We start from the raw sequence: 17,248 nt of genomic DNA on the forward strand, positions 1-17,248 counted from the left end.
ATTCTGTCGTCGGTCATCGTCTTCTTCTCCAGGTTCGAGTTCGCATCCGAACCCTACCAGAAGATCGACGGTGGCCACCCTTCTCAGGAAAACCTTCCTACACCACCCCGTGGGACACGACCGGCAAGAATCGTATTTGGTATGATCCGAACTACAATGAAAAGGCTTGGAACGCGCAACAGCCAGAATTTAAAAAATATCTAAAAATCGCAAAATATACGAGGAAAGCGCTTTTCGCGTTGGGGAATCATCCTCTCAAGCAAATGCTTGTGACTGCCCTGCAGCTTGCACAGGATGCATTTGAAGCGCGCGATGGCAACCATCGTTTGCTCCGATTTTGGGCTGCACTTGAGAAGATTTATGTCGAAGAATCCGCTCGTGAGCGCTCAAATCAGAAGGTAATTGATCGGGCAACTTTTGCTGATGATGAATACCAACTCACAAAGTGGCAATTAAGTCATATTGCTCGCTTAAGGAACGAGCATGTTCATGCTCGAGGACATGAAGATGCCTTCATGGAACAAAGTCAGATGCTTCGCGACATTCTTACCCGGCATGTATTATATTGGATATTTCAAGGACACGATTTTGAGAAGCATGAAGACCTGTTAGCTTATGTTGACCTGCCTCGCGATGATAACTCTTTAAAAGCAATGAATAAAATGATTGATCGACGCCTTAAATTGAACATGCTGCGGAGAGAGGATTGAAGTTTGCTTTGGGTGTTCTGAAGCTTGAAACCCAACGATCAAAAATCGCCTACTCTCGCCTGCTGTTGCCTATCCAGACAGCCACGCTACTTTCCGCACAATGCAAAAAAGGCGGCACCTCCCGGCACCGCCCTCTATCTCTCAAACCGGAAACCCGCGCTTATTTCGGCGCCAGCACCATCAGCATCTGGCGGCCTTCCATGCGGGGATAGGCTTCGACCTTGGCGACTTCGGCGACATTTTCCGCGACGCGCTGGAGCAGGGCCATGCCGAGTTGCTGGTGGCTCAGTTCACGGCCACGGAAGCGCAGGGTGATCTTCACCTTGTCGCCGTCGCCGATGAAGTCATGCACCTTCTTCATCTTCGTATCATAGTCATGATCGTCGATGTTCGGACGCATCTTGATCTCTTTGAGTTCCTGCGTCTTTTGCGTCTTGCGGGCGATATTCGCCTTTTTCTGGGCTTCGTATTTATATTTGCCGATGTCCAGAAACTTGCAGACCGGCGGGTCCGCGGTAGGCGACACTTCGACCAGGTCCAGGCCGACATCGGCCGCCTGTTCGATCGCTTCCTGCGTAAACATCACACCCAGATTCTCGCCTTCCCCGTCAATCACGCGGACTTTGGGGACCGTGATGAATTCATTGTAGCGAGGGCCGGATTTCGGCGGCGGCGCCAGCGGGCGGCGCATCATTGGGGGACGTATAGCAGTATCTCCTATGGTCGTTGCAAAAACGAGTGGCTCTTAGCGGCTTTTTGGCAAAGCGCAAAGGGGTCCGTGATCCTCAGTCAAGGAATCACGAACCCTGTGGCATTGCAGCCGCTACAGCATATCGGGTGCGCGGGCTTCATTTGCAAGGCGGGAAATCGCCTCGTCGAGCGAAAGGAAGCTCTGGCCGTCGCTGCCCAGCACGCGCAGCGCGACCTTGCCTTCCTCCGCCTCCCGCCGGCCCACGACCAGCAGGTTGGGGACTTTGGCCAGGCTATGTTCGCGCACCTTGTAATTGATCTTCTCGTTGCGCAGGTCCGCTTCGGCGCGGATGCCCGCCGCGCGCAGCTTGGCCAGCACCTCGCCCGCATAATCGTCCGCGTCCGACACGATGGTCGCAACCACGGCCTGCACCGGGGCGAGCCAGGCCGGGAAGCGCCCGGCATAATGTTCGATCAAAATGCCGATGAAGCGTTCATAGCTGCCGAAAATGGCGCGATGGAGCATGACGGGGCGATGCCGTTCGCCATCTTCGCCGACATAGCTGGCGTCGAGTCGTTCGGGCAGGACGCGGTCGGACTGGATCGTGCCGACCTGCCACGTCCGGCCGATCGCGTCGGTCAGGTGCCATTCCAGCTTGGGCGCGTAGAAGGCGCCTTCGCCCGGCAATTCTTCCCAGCCAAACTCCGGCGTGTTGAGACCCGCGGCGGCGACGGCGGCGCGCAGTTCATTCTCCGCCTTGTCCCACATCTCCTCGCTGCCGAAACGCTTTTCGGGGCGCAGGGCGAGCTTGATCGAGTAGGTGAAGCCGAAATCCTTGTAGATGCGGTCGGCCAGCGCGCAGAAGGCGCGGACTTCCTCGACAATCTGATCCTCGCGGCAGAAGATATGCGCGTCATCCTGGGTGAATTGCCGCACCCGCATCAGCCCGTGCAGCGCGCCATGCGGCTCGTTGCGGTGGCAGCAGCCATTTTCGTAGAAGCGCAAGGGCAGATCGCGATAGCTTTTGATCCCCTGGCGGAAGATCAGCACATGCGCCGGGCAGTTCATGGGCTTCAATGCCATCCAGTCGGCATCGTCCGACACCAGCGGGCCTTCATCGTCCACGTTGGGCACTTCGTCGGGGATGACGAACATATTTTCGCGATATTTGCCCCAATGGCCCGACGTTTCCCACTGGCGCGCGTCCATCACCTGCGGCGTCTTGACCTCGCGATAGCCCGCATCGTCGATCGCGCGGCGCATATAGGCCTCCAGCTGACGCCAGATCAGATAGCCCTTGGGGTGCCAGAATACGCTGCCATGGGCTTCGGCCTGCAAGTGGAACAGGTCCATCTCCGCACCCAGCTTGCGATGGTCGCGCTTGGCCGCTTCTTCGAGGCGCGTCAGATGTTCGGCCAGCTGCTTCTTGTTGAGCCAGCCAGTGCCGTAGATGCGGCTGAGCATCGCGTTGTTCTGGTCGCCGCGCCAGTAAGCGCCCGACACCCGCGTCAGCTTGAAGGCCGACGGATCGAGCCGCCCGGTCGAGGCCAGATGCGGGCCACGGCACATGTCATACCAGCCGTCACCGCTATGATAGACGGTCAGTTCCTCGCCCTGCGGCAGTTCGGCGGCCCACTGCGCCTTGAACGTCTCGCCCGCCGCCTGCCATTGCGCGATCAGCGTGTCGCGGTCGATGACTTCGCGGCGCAACGGTTTGTTGGCGGCGATGATCTCCCGCATCTTCGTCTCGATCGCGGGCAGATCCTCGTCCGTGAAAGGGCCGCGTTCGGGATTGGGCGCGAAATCATAATAGAAGCCGTCGTCGGTGGACGGGCCAAAGGTGATCTGCGTGCCGGGGAACAGGGTCTGCACCGCTTCGGCAAGGATATGCGCGAAGTCATGCCGCGCCAGTTCCAGCGCGTCGGCCTCATCCTTCGCCGTGACCAGAGCCAGCGTCGCGTCCTGCTCCAGCGGGCGGTTGATATCGCGCAACTCTCCATCGACCCGCGCTGCAATCGCTGCCTTGGCCAGCCCCGGCCCGATCGCCGCTGCAATATCCGCCGGGGTAGTGCCGGGCGCGACTTCGCGCACGTTACCGTCGGGCAGAGTGATTTTGAGCATGGCGGACACAGGATTTCCTTGAAAGGCGAAGCTTAGCGCGGCCGCAAATGCCGCGCCTTCCCCATAAATGGGCCGCCCTGCCTGTCAATAGAAGGGGACTTGCCGACGATCAGGAAAAGGCGCATCAGATATGTTCTAACATAACATTTTATCGCAGGAGGGTTTCATGGTTTCACGCCTGTCATCACCCGTTATCCCGTCGGGCGACATGCCGATGGGAGAGATGAACACGACGCCGCTGATCGACGTCATGCTGGTGCTGCTGATCATGTTCATCATCACCATCCCGATCCAGACGCATAGTGTGGGCATCGACCTGCCCCAGACCCCCGTGACGCCGCAGCAACCGATGCCCGATCCGGTCAAGAACAAGGTCGGTGTCGATGCCGATGGCGTGATCCGCTGGAACGGCTCGGCGGTCGACCGGCTGACGCTGCGCCAATATCTCGCTGCGTCACTGCGGATGCCGGTCGAACCGGAATTGCAGTTCCAGCCCGATGCCGCGGCGCGCTATCTGGCGGTCGATGAAGTGCTGGCCGATATCAGGCGATCGGGCGTGACGAAATTGGGGTTTGTGGGCAACGAACGCTATCGCGACTTCTGACTTGACCCGTCGCTTTCGTCCATGTCTTGTGGCCTCCGGGGCTTGTCGGGGGGAATAGATGACGGAAAATGTGGACGCGCAAGCCAGTTTCGCGTTCGAAGGCAATTGGCGCAGTTATGCGCCGATTGCTTTTACCAACTTGTTCCTGACGATCGTGACGCTGGGCGTCTATCGTTTCTGGGCGACGGCGCGGACCCGGCGCTATTTGTGGGCGAATACGCGCTTCATCGACGATTGGCTGGAATGGACAGGGACGGGGAAGGAACTGTTCTTTGGTTTCCTGATGGTGGTGCTGCTGATCGGCCTGCCCTTTCTGTTCCTTCAGTTCGGCGCGCAGGCATTGTTGTTGCAAGGACATACAGCTTTGGCTGGCATCCTCACGATGGTCGCGGGATTCACGATCTTCTACTTTACCGGCGTCGCCCGCTTCCGCGCGCTGCGGTACCGACTAAGCCGGACCTGGTGGCATGGCATCAGAGGCGGCAGCGACGATCGCGGTTTTGGTTATGGCCTGCAATATATGTGGCGCACGCTGGTCGCCTATCTGCCGTTTGGTTTGCTGATTCCCTGGTCGATGATGACCTTGTGGAATCGCCGCATGAACCGGATGAGCTTCGGGTCGGAACCTTTCGTCGCCCACGGCCGCGCCCGGCCGCTCATGAAGCGCTTTCTGCTCTTCTATCTGGCACCGATCCTGTTCGTGCTGCTGGCCGTGGCGACAGCTGGAACCTTTGGCGGATATCTGGGCGGTGTCTGGGTAACGTCCAACTTCCCGCCGATCCTGCGCATCATTGCCTTTCTGGTCATCTCCGTGGGGGTCTATGTTTTGCTGGGTTTGATCGCGCTGGCGTATTACGCCGCCTTCCTGCGCGAGGCGATCGACAATCTGACGCTCGGCGGCCTGAAATTCTCGTTCGAGGCGAGCACCGACGATTGGCTTGCGCTATTCTTCGTGGACGTCGCGCTGGTGGTGGGCACGTTGGGGATCGGGGCGATCTTTCTGGAATATCGCCATTGGAAATTCTTCATCACCCACATGGGCGCGGCTGGCGAAATTTATACCGATCAGCTGATGCAGTCGCAGACCAGGACCGATCGTCATGGCGAAGGCCTGCTTGATGCCTTCGACGTAGGAGCGTTCTGATCGCCATGTCCGATTTTCGGCTGTGGCACTATGATGGCGTGAGCGCCGTCCGGCGCGAAGTGCTGCTCCAGTCCCACATGACAGGCTTTCATTTGCAGGAGGCGGATAGCGGCTGGACCGGTGCGCCGGTCGATTGGGCTGACCTGACCGTCATCGGTGCGGAGAAAGGACGGTCGGCCTTTGGCCATCGCGCCATGCCCGGCTGGCGCATGGGTTTTGCCGGTCAGGCACCGGCTGAGATTGCCGCGCATCTTCCCAGAGTCGAACGCTATGGCCGATGGATCGACCGTTTCGGCTTCTGGCCGGCGGCTGGCGTCTTTACCGTCATTGCTGCGCTCGTCGTCTGGGGCGCGGCGGAGGCGCCCGCTGTCATTGCGCCGCTGATCCCGCAAAGCTGGGAAAACCGGATGGGCGACGCGATGGTCGGCGATTTTGGCGGACGCTTCTGCCATACACAGGCGGGCGACGCCGCGTTGCGGGCGCTGGTGGCGCAGGTCGATCCCAAGGGGGAAGCGCGCGACGTCGCCATCGCCAACATTCCGCTGGTCAATGCCGTCACCCTGCCGGGCGGGCGGATCATCCTGTTCGACGGACTGGTGCAGCAGGCCGGGTCGCCCGATGAGGTGGCTGGCATCCTTGGCCATGAGCTGGGTCATGTCCGGCATCGTGATACCGTGGCGGGACTGGTGCGACAATTGGGGCTGAGTGTCGTGCTGGGCGGCTTTGGCGGGAGCAGCGGAGGCTATCTCAACAGCGTGCTGGCGCTCAGCTATGGCCGCGATGCCGAAGCGGCGGCCGACGGGGTTGCGATCGAGCAGATGCGGCAGGCGGCCATTTCCCCTGCACGCACCGCCGATTTCTTCACGCGCATGGGCGGGAAAGGCGAAGCGACACGCGAAGGGCAGGCCATGACTTGGCTATCCTCGCACCCGCTGTCGAGCGAACGGCGCAAGCGTTTTGCCGCTGCCATCGAACCGGGCGCGCGCTATCGCCCGGCGCTCGATGCGGCGCAGTGGCGCGCGCTGCGGGCATCCTGCGCAGCGGACCCTGATGTCGCCAAGGCCTGGGGCCGGGACTTTTGATCGTTAGCCGAACAGCAGCCGCGCATCATCGCTGGTCGCCTGCATAAAGCCCACAGGTCCGCCGACATCGACGCCCGGCGGCAGCGCATCCGCCGTCATAGCGCACAGCGCTAGCCCGCTCTGGCAAGCGCTGATGGTGACGCCCAGCGCCTGTGCTTCCGTCAGCAGGGTGGCGAGGTCGGGCAATCCCGCCGCGCGGTGCGCCATGTCCTGTGGCGCGGCGATTGGTGAGCGGAGCAGGGCGACGGCGTCGAGTTGCAGGAACAGCGCCGCGGCCCCGCCCAGCGCGGCCTGAGTACTGGCCAGCACCAGCGCGCCGCGCAGCCGTTCGGCGTCAGCGGTGGTGACGATAATCCTTAAGGGACGCATAGTTGCACGGCGCAGGCCGGGCAGGCGGGGTCTTTGGGGACATCCAGCGTGCGGAAACGCATGGACAGAAGATCGGCGATCAGCAACCGCCCGGCCATGTCCGCCCCGAACGGCACCAGCGCGCGAATTACCTCCAGCGCAGCCAGACTGCCGATCGCGCCGGTCAGCGCGCCGATAACGCCGGTTTCGGCGCAATTGCGTTCCGGCGCATCTTCGGGCGCGCCGACCAGGCAGCGATAGCAGGGCTTGTCCGCTTCCCAGCCGCGATAGGTGGCGATCTGCCCCTCGAACGGGCCGACCGCCGCTGACACGAGCGGAATGCGCAGCGGTTGCGCCGCGTCCGCTACCGCCAGCCGGGTGGTGAAACTGTCACTGCCATCCAGCACGACATCCGCATCGCGCAGCATCAGTGCGGCATTGTCCGCACCGATCCGCGCGTTGATCGGGATCAGTTTGACGTCCGGGTTCAGCCGCGCGACCGCCGCCATCGCGACTTCCGCCTTGGGCGCGCCGACGTCCGCCGTGCCGAACAGGACCTGCCGTTGCAGGTTGGAGAGCGCCACCGCGTCATCGTCGATCACCCGGATGGTGCCGACACCGGCGGCGGCGAGATAGAGGATCGCCGGGCTGCCAATGCCGCCCGCGCCGATCACTGCGACATCGGCCGACAAGAGCCGCGCCTGTCCCGCGCCGCCAATTTCCTTGAGCACGATATGGCGGGCATAGCGCTCCAGCTGATCATCGCTCAGCGTCATGGCGCGTCGGACCAGAGGAAGCGGACTTGCGATCGCATCCAGCGCGGTTCGGCCGCGCCGCTTTTGGGGAAGCTGCTGCGCAGGGTACCCAATATGCGGCCGCTTACGAATTTCTCGACGCCGGGACAGGCCATATTGACCGGCGCGACCTTCAGGACTGTGCCGTCACCTGCCAGCAGGAACAGCATGTCGATTTCCAGCAGGTTCGATCCTTCATAAGGCACCGCGCCCCTGCATTCGCCACGGCGATAGAGTTTGGCGACATCTTCCGACCAACGCGGCGAAATCTTGCGACCCAGCCAGCCGTTGATGACGGGTACGGTCGACAGATCCTGTGGCATGGGTGGCATGGCACCGGGCACCGGGGTCGCAGCCAGCATCAGCGAAAGCAGCATCGTCATCGCGTGTCACACTCCTGTCGAACCAAAGCCGCCCTGTCCCCGCGCGGTATCGTCCAGCATATCGACCTCTGTGAAGCTGGCAAGCTGCACCGGGGCGACCACCAGCTGGGCGATGCGGTCGCCGCGCTGGATCGGGAAGGGGGCGTCGCCCAGGTTGATCAGGATGATCTTCAGTTCGCCGCGATAATCGGCGTCGATCGTGCCGGGCGTGTTGGGCAGGCTGATGCCATGTTTGAGCGCGAGGCCCGACCGGGGCCGTACCTGCACCTCATAGCCCTCCGGTATCGCCATCGCAAAGCCGGTGGCGACGGCGTGCCGCCCGCCCGGTGGCAGCAGCAATTCCTCCGCCGATACCACGTCCATGCCCGCCGCATGGGCGGTGGCATAGGCAGGGACGGGCAGGCCTGTGCCATGGGGCAGGCGCTTGAGTTGAATATCAATCGGAGCGAGGGGAGAGGGCATCGGCGACCTTTGCGATAAGTTTGTCTGCGACCTGGCCCTTGGGCAGGGCAGGCCAGGCTTCGATGCCGGAGGCGGTGACGATCTGCACGGCGTTGGCGTCCCCGCCCATCACATCGCCCGACACGTCGTTGGCGACGATCCAGTCCGCCCCCTTGCGCGCCAGCTTGGCCTGCGCATGACCGGCGATATTCTGGGTTTCGGCAGCAAAGCCGATGAGCAGGGCGGGGCGCTGCGCATGATGGCCCAGTGTTGCAAGAATGTCGGGGTTTTCGACCAGCGTTAACGGGGCAGGCTGGCCGGAGCCGTCTTTTTTCAGCTTCTGGTCGGCGGCGTCCGCGGTGCGCCAGTCGGCGACGGCGGCGACCATGATCGCGGCGTCGGCGGGCAGCGCGCTTTCGACCGCGCTCAGCATCTCGCGCGCAGTCTGCACGTCGACGCGGGTCACGCCTTCGGGGGTTGGCAGATGCACCGGGCCAGCCACCAAAGTCACGCGCGCACCCGCCCGCGCGGCGGCGGCGGCGATGGCAAAGCCCTGCTTTCCCGACGACCGATTGGCGATGTAGCGTACCGGGTCGATCGGCTCATGGGTGGGGCCGGCGGTGATGAGGATGTGGCGCCCGGCCAGACGAACGCCGTTCGTTTCGAGCGAAGTCGAGAAACGCTGCACACCCACAGCAAAATCCGGCTGCCCCGCCAGCGGATCGTCCTGCTTGGGCAAGGCCAGCAGCCGCTCCACCTCCGCGGCGATCCGCTCAGGGTCCGGCAGCCGCCCGGTGCCAAATTCGCCACACGCCATCTCGCCATCGTCGGGCGTCATGATGTGGACGCCATCGGCGTGGAGCCGCTCCAGATTGCGCTGGGTCGCCCTGTGATGCCACATCCGCACATTCATCGCAGGCACCGCCAGCACCGGCTTGTCGGTCGCCAGCAACAGGGTGGTCGCCAGATCATCGGCAATGCCGTTCGCCATCTTGGCGAGAATATTGGCCGTCGCGGGCGCGACCACGACCAGATCGGCCTGACGGCTCAATTGAATATGGCCGATTTCCTGCTCGTCCTTCAGGTTGAACAGGTCGGTAAACACTGGGTTCTCGGTCAGCACGCCAAGGCTCAGCGGCGTCACAAATTGCTGCGCCGACTCCGTCAGCACCGCCCGCACCGTCATCCCGCGCTTGCGCAGCAGGCGGACGAGTTCGAGCGATTTATAGGCGGCGATGCCGCCGGAGATGATGAGGAGGATGCGTGGGGTCATGAAGCAATCCGCGTCCGTTTCGAGAGACAGAGGGCCGCCGACCGCATCTCGATCCGGGCAATGGCTTCTTCGCGGGTCATAGCGATGAAGATAATAGCAATGTCGCTCCAACGCCAGCCGCCGCTGCCATCACCGCCACCAGAGCATAACGCCAGCCCCCGCCGACGCGGATCAGCTTCACCTCGCTCAGCGGCGGTGGCGGTGGCGCACCGCCCTTCTCCGGGAAGGCATCCTCGATCCGGCGGACCAGTGCCGGCAGTCGCTGCAACGTCCGCCAATTTTCGATCAGCGTGTTGGCGGCCTTGGCCTCCGGTCCCAGCTCGTCACGCAGCCAGCCCTTCACATAGGGGCCGCTGGTTTCCCACAGGTTGATGTCGGGGTCGAGCGAGGTCGCCACGCCCTCGACCATCACCATCGTCTTTTGCAGCAGCAGAAGGTGCGGCTGGGTCTGCATGTCGAAATCGCGGGTGATGGCGAACAGGCCGTCCAGCATCCCGCCGACCGACAATTCGCGCACCGGCTTGCCGCGCATCGGTTCGCCCACCGCGCGCAAGGCGGTTGCGAATTCGGCGACATTATGATGGGCGGGCACATATTGCGCCTCGAAATGGATTTCCGCGACGCGCTTGTAGTTGCCGGTGATCAGGCCGTAGAGAATCTCCGCCAGCCACATGCGCGCGCGCCGGTCGATCCGCCCCATGATGCCGAAATCGATCGCGACGATATCGCCATCGGGGCAGACGAACAAATTGCCCTGATGCATGTCGGCATGGAAAAATCCCTCGGCGATCGCCTGGCGCAGGAAGGCGTTGACGAGGCGCGCGGCGATGGCGGGCAGGTCATGCCCCGCCGCGATCAGCGCTTCGCGGTCGCTGATCTTGATGCCGTCGATCCAGGCCATCGTCATGACCTTGCCGGTCGTGCGGTCCCAGTCGATCGCGGGGACACGATAGCCCGGTTCTGCGACCATCGCTTCGGCCAGTTCCGACGCGGACGCCGCCTCGCGTCGCAGATCCAGCTCGCGCGCGGTCCAGCGCTTCATATTGGCGATGACCATGCGCGGGCGCAGTCGGGCGATTTCGCCGCCCAATTGCTCGACATGGGCGGCGGCCCATTCATAGGTCTGGATATCGCGGTTGAACTGCTCGGTCACGCCGGGGCGGATCACTTTGACGGCGACATCGCGCCCGTCGGTGGTGAGCGCACGATGGACCTGCGCGATGGAGGCCGCGCCGACCGGCACTTCGTCGAAACGGGCGTAAATCTGCTCCAGCGGCTTGCCGAAGCTCGCCTCTATCTCCGCCCGGATCGTAGCGAAGGGAACAGGCGGCAGGGCGTCCTGCAGGCGCAGCAGGTCGAGCGCGGCAACCTCCCCCACCAGATCGGGCCGGGTCGCCAGCGTCTGGCCCAGCTTGATCGCGGCCGGGCCGATCGACTGGAACGCATCGGCATAGCGGGGCTGCTTGGGAACCCGCGCGCCCAGTCGCGCCAGCCGCACCAGCCGCCGCACCGGCACAGGCGTCATCGGATCACGCTCGATCCCGCGCAACGCGCCATGACGCGCCAGCGTGCGACCCCATTTGAGGAGCCGCCAGATATGGGTGATGTGCGCGGTCATGCGGGAATCAAATCTTCCAGCCCGAATGGATCGCCACTAGCCCGCCCAATATCGGTTCGACTTTCGTGTTCACGAATCCGGCGTCGCGGATCATACCCTCGAATTTGGGCATGGGCGGGAAGCGGCGGATCGATTCGATCAGATAGCGGTAGCTGTCGGCATCATTGGCGAACAGCTTGCCCAGTTGCGGGACCAGCTTGTGCGAATAGACGTCATAAACGTCCGAAAAGCCCGGCCATGTCGTGGTCGAAAACTCCAGGCAGAAGAAGCGCCCACCAAATTTCAGCACCCGGTGCGCTTCCGCCAATGCCTTGTCGATATGGGTGACGTTGCGGATGCCGAAGGCGATCGTGTAGGCGTCGAAGCTGCGGTCGGAAAAGGTCAACTCTTCGGCATTTTGTTCCGACCAGAGCAGGCCTTCCAGCCCCTTCTTCTTCGCCCGCTCCATGCCCACGCCCAGCATTTGCGGGTTGATGTCCGACACGGTCACATGGGCGCCATGTTTGTGCATCCGAAAGGCGATGTCGCCGGTGCCGCCCGCCATGTCCAGAATTGCCTCGCCGGGCCGCGGTTTCACGCGGGCAACGAACTGGTCCTTCCACAGCCGGTGCGCGCCCATCGACATGGCGTCGTTCATCAGGTCATATTTGGCCGCGACGTTGGAAAAGACCTCACGGACCATGCCCTGTTTTTCGGCGGCATCGACGTCCCGATAGCCAAAGGATGCTGTTTCGCTCATGGGATGATCCTCTAGACAGAGATTGCGCGTCGTTCCAGCCAAGAAGCTGGGAATTGGTCGCGCCTTTGCCTAGATGGTCCTTATGCCAGAACTTCCTGAAGTCGAAACCACCGTGGCGGGGCTGCGATCCGTGCTGGAGGGCGCGGTTCTTGCCCGTGTCGAGCCGCGCCGCGCCGACCTGCGCTTTCCCATTCCCGTCGATCTGCGCCAGCGGCTGACGGGGGCGACCGTCACCGCGCTCACGCGCCGCGCCAAATATGGGTTGATCGCCACCGACCGGGGCGACATGATGATATTTCATCTGGGCATGTCGGGGCGCTGGCGGGTGGACCCGACCGAAATCGGCACCCACGACCATCTGATCCTGGAAACTGGGGCGGGGCGGTTGCTGGCGCTCAACGATCCGCGCCGCTTCGGTTCGGTCGATCTGGTGCGCAGCGATGCGTGGGAAGCCTATAGCCCCTTCACCCGGATGGGGCCGGAGCCGCTGGGACCGGATTTCGATGCGACGGCGCTGGCGCGCGCGCTGGAGGGCAAGGCGACGTCGATCAAGGCGGCGCTGCTCGACCAGCGAATCGTCGCGGGACTGGGCAATATCTATGTGTGCGAGGCGCTCAACATGGCGGGCATCGCGCCGACCCGCGCGGCGGGCAAGATCAGCCGCCCGCGCCTGACCCTGCTGGTCGATGCGATTCGGGAGGTGCTGGCCGCCGCCATCGTTGCGGGCGGCTCGACGCTGCGCGATTATGCGCGGCCCGATGGGGAATTGGGCTATTTTTCCAAACAATGGCGTGTCTATGGCCGCGAAGGAGAGATATGCCCGTGCGGCGGCACGGTGCAGCGCCGGGTGGATGGCGGTCGATCGACCTTTTTCTGCCCGAAATGCCAGAAGTAGGATGCTGCCGACCGGTTGACGACCGGAATGAACCGCTGTAAGGCGCGCACCTTCACGAGGCGGGTTGGCGAGTCCGACTGGTCTCTTTTCATATATTGACGAGAACCGAGGACTCTAAATGGCCAATACGCCGCAAGCCAAGAAGCGCATCCGCCGCAACGAACGTCGCGCTGCCATCAATGGCGCCCGCATCAGCCGGATCCGCACCCTGGTGAAGAAGGTGGAAGCCGCGCTTGCCACCGGTGACAAGGAAGCGGCTGCTACCGCGCTGCAGACCGTGCAGCCGGAGCTGGCGCGTGGTGTCGCCCGTGGCGTGCTGCACAAGAATACCGCTGCGCGCAAGTTTGGCCGCCTGACCAAGGCTGTCAGCGCGCTCGCCTGAACCCTTCCGGGTCAGTATCGGCACAGACAAGGCCCGCCCCGATCGCCGGGGCGGGCTTTTTGTCGTTCCGTCGGCGCCAGTCACAGGCCAGTCATATTGCAGACACGCGCATTTCCCGCGATTCGACGCGCTGCAGCATAGTAATAATCTCATAAATATCTGAAAAACAATGATAATTTCATTGTCCTTCATTTTCCGTGGGTTTGCCGAGTCAACGGCTTTATTTCATTTTTTTGAATGCCCGCGCCCTTGATCCAACCCTGCACCCCTGTCTATTTTTGAAATCCGGCCGCCATCGAATCACCTGTGGGCGGTCGTCATGTGACTGGTTGACGCATCATACTCGGTAAAGCGGGGGCTTTTCCGATCGGGTGTCGTGCGTATTTTTTCCTGCCCATAACCGGGGGGCAGCGGGTAGGGTCGGCGAAGTCTATGAAGGATCATGCGTTAGTGACAGCTTGGCAGGACGGAGAGGGGAGCCAGGCTGATTCCAGCCTTGAGGCCGCCTGGGCCGCGATCCGCGCCGGGCTGCGCCGCGACATTGGCTCGCGCATGTTCGACCAGTGGTTGAAGCCCGTGCGGCTGGGCGACTATTGCCCGGAATCGCAGACGCTCGACCTGCTCGTCGCTACGGATTTCAGCGCCAATTTCGTGTCGGGCCAATTTGGCGATCGGCTGCGCATGGCGTGGCGCGCGGCCAATGTCGGCGTGCGCGACGTCCGTCTGCATCGCGCGGCCGATGCGACCGGACCGCGCCTGCTCGAAGTCGTCCCTGTCGAACCGGTCGCCGCGCCCGCGCCGCAGCCGGTCGCCTCCAATTTCCAGCCGCGTCATGGCTTTGCCGATTTTGTCACCGGTGACAGCAACCGCCTCGCCTGCTCGGCGGCGCTGGCGATGGCGGGGGAGGCGGAACCCCGGTTCAGCCCGCTGTTCATTCATGGCGGCACTGGCCAGGGCAAGACTCACCTGCTTCATGCCATTGCCCGCGCCTTTTCCGATCATGCGCCCGCAGCGCCTGTGCTCTACATGTCGGCCGAACGCTTCATGATGGAATTTGTGAACGCGATGCGCGCGAATGAAACCATGGCGTTCAAGGCGCGGCTGCGCGCCGCGCGCCTGCTGCTGATCGACGATATCCAGTTCATCGCGGGCAAGGGATCGACGCAGGAGGAATTTCTCCACACGATCAACGACCTCATCGATTCGGGCGCGCGCATCGTCGTGACTGCCGACCGTCCGCCACAGCGGCTCGAATCGATCGACGCGCGCATCCTCTCGCGGCTTGCTGGCGGGCTGGTCGCCGACATATTGCCCGCCGACCTCGACCTGCGCCTCGCCATATTGGAGGCCAAGCGCGCCGTCGCGGGCGATCCGCCGGTGCCCGACGCGGTGATCGATTTCCTCGCCCGCTCGATCCGTTCCAATGTCCGCGAGCTGGAGGGGGCGTTCAACAAGCTGGTTGCCTATGGCCAGTTGACCGGACGCGCGATCGACCTCGACTTCGCGCAGGGGATGCTCGCGGACGCGGTGCGGGCCAATGCCCGGCGCATCACCGTCGATGAAATCCAGAAGGTCTGTGCGGCCCATTACAAGATCGACGCCTCGGAAATGCGCTCCAAGCGCCGCGCCCGCGCCGTCGCCCGGCCGCGTCAGGTCGCCATGTATCTGGCCAAGAAGATGACACCGCGCTCCCTGCCCGAAATCGGTCGCATCTTTGGCGGGCGCGACCATAGCACGGTGATCCACGCCGTCCGCACGATCGAGGGGCTGCGCGAGAGCAACCCGGACATCGACGCCGACGTGCGCGCGCTGCTGCGCCAGCTGGAGGGGTGACAAACCCCTCTGGCGTCCGGCGCGGGAGTAGCTAGGCTAGGCGCATGATTCGCGCCCTGCTCCTTCTCATCGCCCTCCTCCTGCCTTTGCCTGCCATGGCGCAAGGCGATGTGCGCGTGGCGCTCGACACGGCGGCGGGGCGGGTCGTGGTGTCGGTCCATGCCGACAAGGCACCGGTTACCGCGGCTAATTTCCTGGCCTATGTCGATCAGAAACGCCTCGACGGCACCAACTTCTATCGCGGCGTCGGCGCGGCGGATTATGGCTTTGTCCAGGGCGGGGCGCAAAATGATCCCAAGCGGCTGCTGCCGCCGATCAAGCATGAACCCACGACCCAGACGGGCCTGACCCATGATGATGGGGCGCTGTCGATGGCCCGCTATGCGCCGGGCAGCGCGACCGCCGATTTCTTCATCGTGCTGGGCAAGATGCCCGCCATGGATGCGCACCCGGAGGCGGCGGGCGACAATCAGGGCTTTGCCGTATTCGCCCATGTGGTCGAGGGGCTGGATGTGGTGAAAGCCATCCTCGCCGCGCCCAAATCCGCGACGGCGGGCGAGGGGGTGATGAAGGGCCAGATGCTCGAAGCCCCCGTGAAAATTCTCACGGCACGGCGGGTACCTTAACAAAACCCGTCATCCCCGCGAAGGCGGGGATCCATCAGGCCGTTGTTCCATTAGGGTCTTTGGGCAAGCCACGCTTGCGCCAGCACGGCTAGAAAGATCAGTCCTGGCACCAGAATAACGGCCCAAAAACAGCCTTTCCCGCCAATTTTGCGCGCCAACTCTGCACAACCTTCCCGGATGGTCTGGACTGGAAATTCGACGATCCATCCCAATCCTAAGCACTCCCACCCTGCTGATCTACGATCCGCGCCACCGCCATATCCGCCGTCACATTGCCGACGGTGCGGAAAATGTCGGGCACTGTCTCGACCGCCAGCAGCAGCGGCAGCGCCTCGACCGGCACGCCTATGGCGAGGCAGATGGGACCGGTGGTGGTGAAGAAGGTGATCTGGCTGGGCAGGCCGACCGCCGCGAGGCTGACGATCGCGGCGACCAATACGCCCATCACCAGCTGTGTCGGCCCCAGCGCCACGCCGTTCATCGCGGCGACATAGAGGGCGACCCCCAGATTGGCGGGCGGGCTGGTGATGCGGAACAGCGAGATGGCCAGCGGCAGGACGATCGAGCGGCTGGTTTCGCGCACTGCCAGCGGCCCGTCGCTCGCCTGGATCATCGCGGGGAGCGACGCGATCGAGCTTTGGGTCGAGAAGGCGATGGCTTGCGCGGGCAGGACGGCGCGGGCGAATCGCCCCGGCGCGATCCGCCCCAGCAGCACCGCCAGCGGATAGACCAGCAGCGTGACGATGACGCAGATCAGCACGATGAAACCGATATAATGGAGCAGCGCGCCTGCGGTCGCGAGGCCCGACCTTGCGCCCGCGACCAGCGCCAGCGCGAACACGCCGACGGGTGCCAGCCACAGCACCCAACCGACGACCACCAGCAGCGCATCGGCCAGCGCCTCGAACAGGCCCGTCAGCTGCGCGCGGCGGGCGTCGGCAATGCGGGTGACGGCAAAGCCGAAGATCAATGCGAACAGCACCACCGCGACCACCTGGCCATCAGCTGCCGACCGGATCGGATTGGTCGGGATAAAGCCCAGCAGCCATTGCGCCGACGGGCGCACATCCGGCACCTCCGATATGCCCTCCGCCCCGGTCAGCGCGCCGACCGCGCCGGGCGGCACCGGCCACAGATGCAGCATCAGCGGTCCGACCAGCGCGGCAACCGTGGCCGACGCCGTCAGCAATATGGCGAACAGCGCAATCGCCCGCCCGGCCATGCCGCTGGTCCGCGCGGTCGTGGCGGCCTGCGCAATACCGGTCACCAGCAGCGCGAAGATCAGCGGGATGAGCGGCATCTGAAGGCCATTGAGCCAGGCCGACCCCAGCGGCTGCGCCAACGCGACGACATCCCCCTCGCAAGCCCCGCCCCATTCGGTCAGCGCAATGCCGCAACTCAAGCCCAGCAGCAACGCGATCAGGATGCGGACGGTCAAGGACATAGGCTTAGCTTCCCCCACGCAATGATGCGCGGGGACAGGCTAACGGCTGTTGTGGCGAGGAGGACAGGAAAAAATGCGCACCCGCGCCTTCTCCCCGGTGGGGGGAGAAATAAGCAGCAT

General features: G+C 63.4%; 18 protein-coding genes. 8 read left to right on the top strand and 10 right to left on the bottom strand.

From position 1 onward, the window contains the following. On the top strand, positions 1 to 710 hold a 710-nt coding region (locus tag D0Z70_RS24945), incomplete at its 5' end, for a hypothetical protein (protein WP_182913975.1). 160 nt (positions 711 to 870) lie between these two features. Here the strand turns inward: D0Z70_RS24945 and infC are convergent. Both infC and thrS read right to left on the bottom strand, forming a co-directional pair. Further along, complete coding sequence (gene infC / locus D0Z70_RS14555) at positions 871 to 1,404, bottom strand: translation initiation factor IF-3 (RefSeq protein WP_006955743.1); 534 nt, start codon at positions 1,402 to 1,404, stop codon at positions 871 to 873. Positions 1,405 to 1,533: 129 nt separating this feature from the next. Continuing rightward, on the bottom strand, positions 1,534 to 3,522 hold the full coding sequence (gene thrS, locus D0Z70_RS14560) for a threonine--tRNA ligase (RefSeq protein ID WP_119747679.1): 1,989 nt from the start codon (positions 3,520 to 3,522) through the stop codon (positions 1,534 to 1,536). A gap of 166 nt (positions 3,523 to 3,688) precedes the next feature. Between thrS and D0Z70_RS14565 the strand changes: the two genes are divergently transcribed. From D0Z70_RS14565 to D0Z70_RS14575, 3 genes are read left to right on the top strand one after another with little or no spacing between them, the layout of a single operon-like run. After that, positions 3,689 to 4,126 (top strand): ExbD/TolR family protein, encoded by a 438-nt coding sequence (locus D0Z70_RS14565; RefSeq protein WP_119747681.1) that lies wholly within the window; start codon positions 3,689 to 3,691, stop codon positions 4,124 to 4,126. Between the two features lie 58 nt (positions 4,127 to 4,184). Then, complete coding sequence (locus tag D0Z70_RS14570) at positions 4,185 to 5,270, top strand: YjgN family protein (RefSeq protein WP_119747683.1); 1,086 nt, start codon at positions 4,185 to 4,187, stop codon at positions 5,268 to 5,270. A gap of 5 nt (positions 5,271 to 5,275) precedes the next feature. Beyond that, complete coding sequence (locus D0Z70_RS14575) at positions 5,276 to 6,352, top strand: M48 family metallopeptidase (protein ID WP_119747685.1); 1,077 nt, start codon at positions 5,276 to 5,278, stop codon at positions 6,350 to 6,352. Between the two features lie 3 nt (positions 6,353 to 6,355). On the opposite strand, the gene D0Z70_RS14580 is transcribed toward D0Z70_RS14575, so the two are convergent. The 7 genes from D0Z70_RS14580 to D0Z70_RS14610 all read right to left on the bottom strand — a co-directional run bounded on the left by D0Z70_RS14580 (position 6,356) and on the right by D0Z70_RS14610 (position 11,948). Further along, positions 6,356 to 6,721, bottom strand: coding sequence for a DsrE family protein (locus D0Z70_RS14580; RefSeq protein ID WP_119747687.1), 366 nt, complete (start codon positions 6,719 to 6,721; stop codon positions 6,356 to 6,358). Beyond that, positions 6,709 to 7,476 carry a HesA/MoeB/ThiF family protein gene (locus D0Z70_RS14585; RefSeq protein ID WP_119747688.1) on the bottom strand — a complete coding sequence of 256 codons (768 nt, stop codon included), beginning with the start codon at positions 7,474 to 7,476 and terminating at the stop codon, positions 6,709 to 6,711. Before D0Z70_RS14585 ends, D0Z70_RS14580 begins: the two co-directional genes overlap by 13 nt. Further along, positions 7,473 to 7,877: a hypothetical protein gene (locus D0Z70_RS14590; protein ID WP_119747690.1), complete on the bottom strand. Its 405-nt coding sequence runs from the start codon at positions 7,875 to 7,877 to the stop codon at positions 7,473 to 7,475. Before D0Z70_RS14590 ends, D0Z70_RS14585 begins: the two co-directional genes overlap by 4 nt. A 6-nt stretch (positions 7,878 to 7,883) precedes the next feature. After that, a complete protein-coding gene (gene dut / locus D0Z70_RS14595) occupies positions 7,884 to 8,339 on the bottom strand; it encodes a dUTP diphosphatase (protein WP_119747692.1) in 456 nt (151 codons plus the stop codon). After that, entirely contained in the window at positions 8,314 to 9,591 is a 1,278-nt protein-coding gene (locus D0Z70_RS14600) for a bifunctional phosphopantothenoylcysteine decarboxylase/phosphopantothenate synthase (protein ID WP_119747694.1), read from the bottom strand. The genes dut and D0Z70_RS14600 overlap by 26 nt, the downstream gene beginning before the upstream one ends. Positions 9,592 to 9,667: 76 nt before the next feature. Beyond that, positions 9,668 to 11,209, bottom strand: a complete 1,542-nt coding sequence (gene ubiB / locus D0Z70_RS14605) for a 2-polyprenylphenol 6-hydroxylase (RefSeq protein ID WP_119747696.1) — start codon at positions 11,207 to 11,209, stop codon at positions 9,668 to 9,670. A gap of 7 nt (positions 11,210 to 11,216) precedes the next feature. Then, positions 11,217 to 11,948 (bottom strand): class I SAM-dependent methyltransferase, encoded by a 732-nt coding sequence (locus tag D0Z70_RS14610; RefSeq protein ID WP_119747698.1) that lies wholly within the window; start codon positions 11,946 to 11,948, stop codon positions 11,217 to 11,219. A gap of 82 nt (positions 11,949 to 12,030) precedes the next feature. On the opposite strand from D0Z70_RS14610, the gene mutM reads away from it, so the two are divergent. From mutM to D0Z70_RS14630, 4 genes are all read left to right on the top strand, one after another. Continuing rightward, positions 12,031 to 12,843, top strand: a complete 813-nt coding sequence (mutM, locus tag D0Z70_RS14615) for a bifunctional DNA-formamidopyrimidine glycosylase/DNA-(apurinic or apyrimidinic site) lyase (RefSeq protein ID WP_119747700.1) — start codon at positions 12,031 to 12,033, stop codon at positions 12,841 to 12,843. Positions 12,844 to 12,961: 118 nt separating this feature from the next. After that, a complete protein-coding gene (rpsT, locus tag D0Z70_RS14620) occupies positions 12,962 to 13,225 on the top strand; it encodes a 30S ribosomal protein S20 (RefSeq protein WP_006955720.1) in 264 nt (87 codons plus the stop codon). Between the two features lie 432 nt (positions 13,226 to 13,657). After that, positions 13,658 to 15,058, top strand: coding sequence for a chromosomal replication initiator protein DnaA (dnaA, locus tag D0Z70_RS14625; RefSeq protein WP_119747702.1), 1,401 nt, complete (start codon positions 13,658 to 13,660; stop codon positions 15,056 to 15,058). A gap of 44 nt (positions 15,059 to 15,102) precedes the next feature. Next, positions 15,103 to 15,684 (top strand): peptidylprolyl isomerase, encoded by a 582-nt coding sequence (locus D0Z70_RS14630; protein WP_119747704.1) that lies wholly within the window; start codon positions 15,103 to 15,105, stop codon positions 15,682 to 15,684. Positions 15,685 to 15,898: 214 nt separating this feature from the next. Here D0Z70_RS14630 and D0Z70_RS14635 read toward each other — a convergent pair whose 3' ends face one another. After that, complete coding sequence (locus D0Z70_RS14635; RefSeq protein ID WP_119747706.1) at positions 15,899 to 17,128, bottom strand: dicarboxylate/amino acid:cation symporter; 1,230 nt, start codon at positions 17,126 to 17,128, stop codon at positions 15,899 to 15,901. Between the last annotated feature and the right edge of the window lie 120 nt (positions 17,129 to 17,248).

Origin of the sequence: Sphingobium terrigena (assembly GCF_003591655.1) — a bacterium.
Classification (GTDB): Bacteria; Pseudomonadota; Alphaproteobacteria; order Sphingomonadales; family Sphingomonadaceae; genus Sphingobium; species Sphingobium terrigena.

Coding starts and splice junctions, on each gene's coding strand:
- infC (WP_006955743.1), bottom strand. CDS start 1,404: ATGATGCGCCGCCCGCTGGCGCCGCCGCCGAAATCCGGCCCTCGCTAC.
- dnaA (WP_119747702.1), top strand. CDS start 13,658: ATGAAGGATCATGCGTTAGTGACAGCTTGGCAGGACGGAGAGGGGAGC.
- D0Z70_RS14630 (WP_119747704.1), top strand. CDS start 15,103: ATGATTCGCGCCCTGCTCCTTCTCATCGCCCTCCTCCTGCCTTTGCCT.
- D0Z70_RS14600 (WP_119747694.1), bottom strand. CDS start 9,591: ATGACCCCACGCATCCTCCTCATCATCTCCGGCGGCATCGCCGCCTAT.
- dut (WP_119747692.1), bottom strand. CDS start 8,339: ATGCCCTCTCCCCTCGCTCCGATTGATATTCAACTCAAGCGCCTGCCC.
- thrS (WP_119747679.1), bottom strand. CDS start 3,522: ATGCTCAAAATCACTCTGCCCGACGGTAACGTGCGCGAAGTCGCGCCC.
- D0Z70_RS14635 (WP_119747706.1), bottom strand. CDS start 17,128: ATGTCCTTGACCGTCCGCATCCTGATCGCGTTGCTGCTGGGCTTGAGT.
- D0Z70_RS14565 (WP_119747681.1), top strand. CDS start 3,689: ATGGTTTCACGCCTGTCATCACCCGTTATCCCGTCGGGCGACATGCCG.
- D0Z70_RS14575 (WP_119747685.1), top strand. CDS start 5,276: ATGTCCGATTTTCGGCTGTGGCACTATGATGGCGTGAGCGCCGTCCGG.
- ubiB (WP_119747696.1), bottom strand. CDS start 11,209: ATGACCGCGCACATCACCCATATCTGGCGGCTCCTCAAATGGGGTCGC.
- D0Z70_RS14610 (WP_119747698.1), bottom strand. CDS start 11,948: ATGAGCGAAACAGCATCCTTTGGCTATCGGGACGTCGATGCCGCCGAA.
- mutM (WP_119747700.1), top strand. CDS start 12,031: ATGCCAGAACTTCCTGAAGTCGAAACCACCGTGGCGGGGCTGCGATCC.
- D0Z70_RS14570 (WP_119747683.1), top strand. CDS start 4,185: ATGACGGAAAATGTGGACGCGCAAGCCAGTTTCGCGTTCGAAGGCAAT.
- rpsT (WP_006955720.1), top strand. CDS start 12,962: ATGGCCAATACGCCGCAAGCCAAGAAGCGCATCCGCCGCAACGAACGT.
- D0Z70_RS14590 (WP_119747690.1), bottom strand. CDS start 7,877: ATGACGATGCTGCTTTCGCTGATGCTGGCTGCGACCCCGGTGCCCGGT.
- D0Z70_RS14580 (WP_119747687.1), bottom strand. CDS start 6,721: ATGCGTCCCTTAAGGATTATCGTCACCACCGCTGACGCCGAACGGCTG.
- D0Z70_RS14585 (WP_119747688.1), bottom strand. CDS start 7,476: ATGACGCTGAGCGATGATCAGCTGGAGCGCTATGCCCGCCATATCGTG.